This is a genomic window from Nocardioides sp. B129/18 (genome assembly GCF_055282735.1).
This window is the reverse complement of record NZ_JBUZJI010000054.1, coordinates 1-5,250: the sequence shown is the minus strand read 5'-3', so window position 1 is coordinate 5,250 and position 5,250 is coordinate 1. Positions and strand designations below refer to the sequence as shown.

Genomic DNA, 5,250 nt, shown 5'->3' with positions numbered 1-5,250 from the left:
TTTTCCATGGCTGTGCCTCTTTGGGGGTGTGGTTGTGGTGTTGTTTTTCAACGGAGAGTTTGATCCTGGCTCAGGACGAACGCTGGCGGCGTGCTTAACACATGCAAGTCGAGCGGAAAGGCCCTTTCGGGGGTACTCGAGCGGCGAACGGGTGAGTAACACGTGAGTAATCTGCCCCTCACTCTGGGATAACTGCCGGAAACGGTGGCTAATACCGGATATGACCACTTCACGCATGTGATGGTGGTGGAAAGTTTTTTCGGTGGGGGATGTGCTCGCGGCCTATCAGCTTGTTGGTGGGGTAATGGCCTACCAAGGCTTCGACGGGTAGCCGGCCTGAGAGGGTGACCGGCCACACTGGGACTGAGACACGGCCCAGACTCCTACGGGAGGCAGCAGTGGGGAATATTGGACAATGGGCGGAAGCCTGATCCAGCAACGCCGCGTGAGGGATGACGGCCTTCGGGTTGTAAACCTCTTTCAGTACCGACGAAGCGAAAGTGACGGTAGGTACAGAAGAAGCACCGGCCAACTACGTGCCAGCAGCCGCGGTAATACGTAGGGTGCGAGCGTTGTCCGGAATTATTGGGCGTAAAGGGCTCGTAGGCGGTTTGTCGCGTCGGGAGTGAAAACACCGGGCTTAACTCGGTGCCTGCTTCCGATACGGGCAGACTAGAGGTATTCAGGGGAGAACGGAATTCCTGGTGTAGCGGTGAAATGCGCAGATATCAGGAGGAACACCGGTGGCGAAGGCGGTTCTCTGGGAATATCCTGACGCTGAGGAGCGAAAGTGTGGGGAGCGAACAGGATTAGATACCCTGGTAGTCCACACCGTAAACGTTGGGCGCTAGGTGTGGGACCTATTCCATGGGTTCCGTGCCGTAGCTAACGCATTAAGCGCCCCGCCTGGGGAGTACGGCCGCAAGGCTAAAACTCAAAGGAATTGACGGGGGCCCGCACAAGCGGCGGAGCATGCGGATTAATTCGATGCAACGCGAAGAACCTTACCTGGGTTTGACATACACCGGAACACTGCAGAGATGTGGTGGCCTTTTGGCTGGTGTACAGGTGGTGCATGGCTGTCGTCAGCTCGTGTCGTGAGATGTTGGGTTAAGTCCCGCAACGAGCGCAACCCTTGTCCTATGTTGCCAGCACGTAATGGTGGGGACTCATAGGAGACTGCCGGGGTCAACTCGGAGGAAGGTGGGGACGACGTCAAGTCATCATGCCCCTTATGTCCAGGGCTTCACGCATGCTACAATGGCCGGTACAAAGGGCTGCGATCCCGTGAGGGGGAGCGAATCCCAAAAAGCCGGTCTCAGTTCGGATTGGGGTCTGCAACTCGACCCCATGAAGTCGGAGTCGCTAGTAATCGCAGATCAGCAACGCTGCGGTGAATACGTTCCCGGGCCTTGTACACACCGCCCGTCACGTCACGAAAGTCGGCAACACCCGAAGCCGGTGGCCTAACCCTTGTGGGAGGAGCCGTCGAAGGTGGGGCTGGCGATTGGGACGAAGTCGTAACAAGGTAGCCGTACCGGAAGGTGCGGCTGGATCACCTCCTTTCTAAGGAGCATGCATCCGTGACCATCAGCGAGTGTCTGGTGGCATTGTGGTGATGTTCGAAAGTGGAATCGTCGATGAGAGCAGCTGCGCTGCTTGTCTGCTGTGTCTAGTACGGCCGTGCTGGTGTGCCCTTGGGTGCGCTGGTGGGTGTGGAACGGGCAGTGGATGAGGGTGGGGTTGTGTCCAGCACGCTGTTGGGTGTCTGAGATATCAGGCGCCGCATGTGCCCTGGGTGGGTGGGTTCTCCTTCAGTGGGGGGTCTGCCGGCGTGGGGTGGGTGTGGGGTGTGTGTCTTGGTTGCCTCCTTCGTCGAGTCACTGCGTGTCTGTGGTGGTGAGGGGTTGGTGGGTGTGTTGTTTGTGAAGTGGATAGTGGACGCGAGCATCTAGATGATCCGCATATGTGTGTGTGGGTCGTCTAATGTACTTGTAATTGTTTTGGTTTCTTTGTGGTTTTTGTTGAGTGTTTGTGCGACAAGCTACGAAGGGCACATGGTGGATGCCTTGGCATCAAGAGCCGATGAAGGACGTTGGAGCCTGCGAAAAGCCCTGGGGAGTTGGCAACCGAGCGTTGATCCGGGGATGTCCGAATGGGGGAACCCAGCTGGAGTCATGTCCAGTTACCCGCGCCTGAATATATAGGGCGTGTGGGGGGAACGCGGGGAAGTGAAACATCTCAGTACCCGTAGGAAGAGAAAACAACAGTGATTCCGTGAGTAGTGGCGAGCGAAAGCGGAACAGGCTAAACCATGCGCGTGTGATACCCGGCAGGGGTTGCGCGTGTGGGGTTGTGGGAGCGTGAGGAGTCATCTGCCGGTGGCTCACACAGTAAGAAAGTTCAGGTGAAGTCGAAGCCCATTGGAAAGTGGGGCCGTAGAGGGTGATAGCCCCGTAGACGTAATTCTGGACCTGTGTCGCTGCTTCCCAAGTAACACGGAACCCCTGAAATTCCGTGTGAATCTGGCGGGACCACCCGTTAAGCCTAAATACTCCTTGATGACCGATAGCGGACCAGTACCGTGAGGGAAAGGTGAAAAGTACCCCTGGCGGGGAGTGAAATAGTACCTGAAACCGTGTGCCTACAATCCGTCGGAGCCCCTAAGAAGGTGACGGCGTGCCTTTTGAAGAATGAGCCTGCGAGTTTGCGGTGTGTTGCGAGGTTAACCCGTGTGGGGTAGCCGTAGCGAAAGCGAGTCTGAATAGGGCGCTTTAGTAGCACGCTCAAGACCCGAAGCGAAGTGATCTATCCATGGGCAGGTTGAAGCGCGGGTAAGACCGCGTGGAGGACCGAACCCACTTAGGTTGAAAACTGAGGGGATGACCTGTGGATAGGGGTGAAAGGCCAATCAAACTTCGTGATAGCTGGTTCTCCCCGAAATGCATTTAGGTGCAGCGTTGTGTGTTTCTTGCCGGAGGTAGAGCACTGGATAGCCGATGGGCCCCACAAGGTTACTGACGTTAGCCAAACTCCGAATGCCGGTAAGTGAGAGCGCAGCAGTGAGACTGCGGGGGATAAGCTCCGTAGTCGAGAGGGAAACAGCCCAGACCATCAGCTAAGGCCCCTAAGCGGTGACTAAGTGGAAAAGGATGTGGAGTCGCAGTGACAACCAGGAGGTTGGCTTGGAAGCAGCCACCCTTGAAAGAGTGCGTAATAGCTCACTGGTCAAGTGATTCCGCGCCGACAATGTAGCGGGGCTCAAGTCATCCGCCGAAGCTATGGCATTCACGCATGAAGCTAAGCCGCCCCTTGTGGGTTGGTTCAGGTGCGTGGATGGGTAGGGGAGCGTCGTGTCGCGAGTGAAGCTGCGGAGTGATCCAGTGGTGGACGCGACACGAGTGAGAATGCAGGCATGAGTAGCGAATGACATGTGAGAAACATGTCCGCCGAATGATCAAGGGTTCCAGGGTCAAGCTAATCTGCCCTGGGTAAGTCGGGACCTAAGGCGAGGCCGACAGGCGTAGTCGATGGACAACGGGTTGATATTCCCGTACCGGCAAAATAGCGCCCATGACGAACCTGGTGATGCTAACCATCCGAAACCCACGTGATCGGACCCTTCGGGGCGAGACGTGTGGGCGTAGCGTGGGACCCGAGCTGGTAGTAGTCAAGCGATGGGGTGACGCAGGAAGGTAGTCCAACCGTACCGATGGTTGTGTACGGCTAAGCATGTAGGGCGCTCTCTAGGCAAATCCGGAGAGCTGACTTTGATGTCGAGCTTGAGATGTGATGGGGACCCGTATGGGGAAGTGGATGATCCTATGCTGTCGAGAAAAACCTCTAGCGAGCTATGCGCCGCCCGTACCCCAAACCGACTCAGGTGATCAGGTAGAGAATACCAAGGCGATCGAGTGAACCATGGTTAAGGAACTCGGCAAAATGCCCCCGTAACTTCGGGAGAAGGGGGGCCGGATCCGTGAACCACTTTACGTGGGGAAGCGGTGATGGCCGCAGAGACCAGGCCCAAGCGACTGTTTACTAAAAACACAGGTCCGTGCGAAGTTGTAAGACGATGTATACGGACTGACTCCTGCCCGGTGCTGGAAGGTTAAGAGGACCTGTTAGGCGCAAGCCGAAGCGGAGAATTTAAGCCCCAGTAAACGGCGGTGGTAACTATAACCATCCTAAGGTAGCGAAATTCCTTGTCGGGTAAGTTCCGACCTGCACGAATGGAGTAACGACTTGGGCGCTGTCTCAACCGTGGACTCGGCGAAATTGCAGTACGAGTAAAGATGCTCGTTACGCGCGGCAGGACGGAAAGACCCCGGGACCTTTACTATAGTTTGGTATTGGTGTTTGGTTCGGCTTGTGTAGGATAGGTGGGAGACTGTGAAGCAGCCACGCCAGTGGTTGTGGAGTCAACGTTGAAATACCACTCTGGTCGTACTAGATGTCTAACCTAGGTCCATGATCTGGATCAGGGACAGTGCCTGATGGGTAGTTTAACTGGGGCGGTTGCCTCCTAAAATGTAACGGAGGCGCTCAAAGGTTCCCTCAGCCTGGTTGGCAATCAGGTGGCGAGTGTAAGTGCACAAGGGAGCTTGACTGTGAGACAGACATGTCGAGCAGGGACGAAAGTCGGAACTAGTGATCCGGCCACGGCATGTGGAAGCGTGGTCGCTCAACGGATAAAAGGTACCCCGGGGATAACAGGCTGATCTTCCCCAAGAGTCCATATCGACGGGATGGTTTGGCACCTCGATGTCGGCTCGTCGCATCCTGGGGCTGGAGTAGGTCCCAAGGGTTGGGCTGTTCGCCCATTAAAGCGGCACGCGAGCTGGGTTTAGAACGTCGTGAGACAGTTCGGTCCCTATCCGCCGCGCGCGTAGGAAACTTGAGAAAGGCTGTCCCTAGTACGAGAGGACCGGGATGGACGAACCTCTGGTGTGCCAGTTGTTCTGCCAAGAGCACGGCTGGTTAGCTACGTTCGGAAGTGATAACCGCTGAACGCATCTAAGCGGGAAGCACGTTTCAAGATGAGGTTTCCCACCCGTTATGGGGTAAGGCCCCCAGTAGACGACTGGGTTGATAGGCCGGAGGTGTACAGCAGTGATGCCCAGCCGACCGGTACTAATAGGCCGAGGGCTTGTCTCACAAGCCCTCAACAAAATCCATACAAGATAAGCCAGCATGACAAGTGCTGCTCGCGTCCACACCACACACACGACAGCACCACACCCGCCCCAC

Annotated in this window: 2 rRNA genes; both read left to right on the top strand. The window is 56.3% G+C overall.

Annotation, left to right across the window (positions count from 1 at the left end):
* The first annotated feature begins 47 nt into the window (after positions 1 to 47).
* Positions 48 to 1,566: ribosomal RNA gene (locus ACZDWJ_RS19630) — 16S ribosomal RNA — on the top strand.
* A gap of 471 nt (positions 1,567 to 2,037) precedes the next feature.
* A 23S ribosomal RNA gene (locus ACZDWJ_RS19625) occupies positions 2,038 to 5,157 on the top strand.
* Together the 16S and 23S rRNA genes form the textbook arrangement of a ribosomal RNA operon.
* Positions 5,158 to 5,250 lie beyond the last annotated feature (93 nt).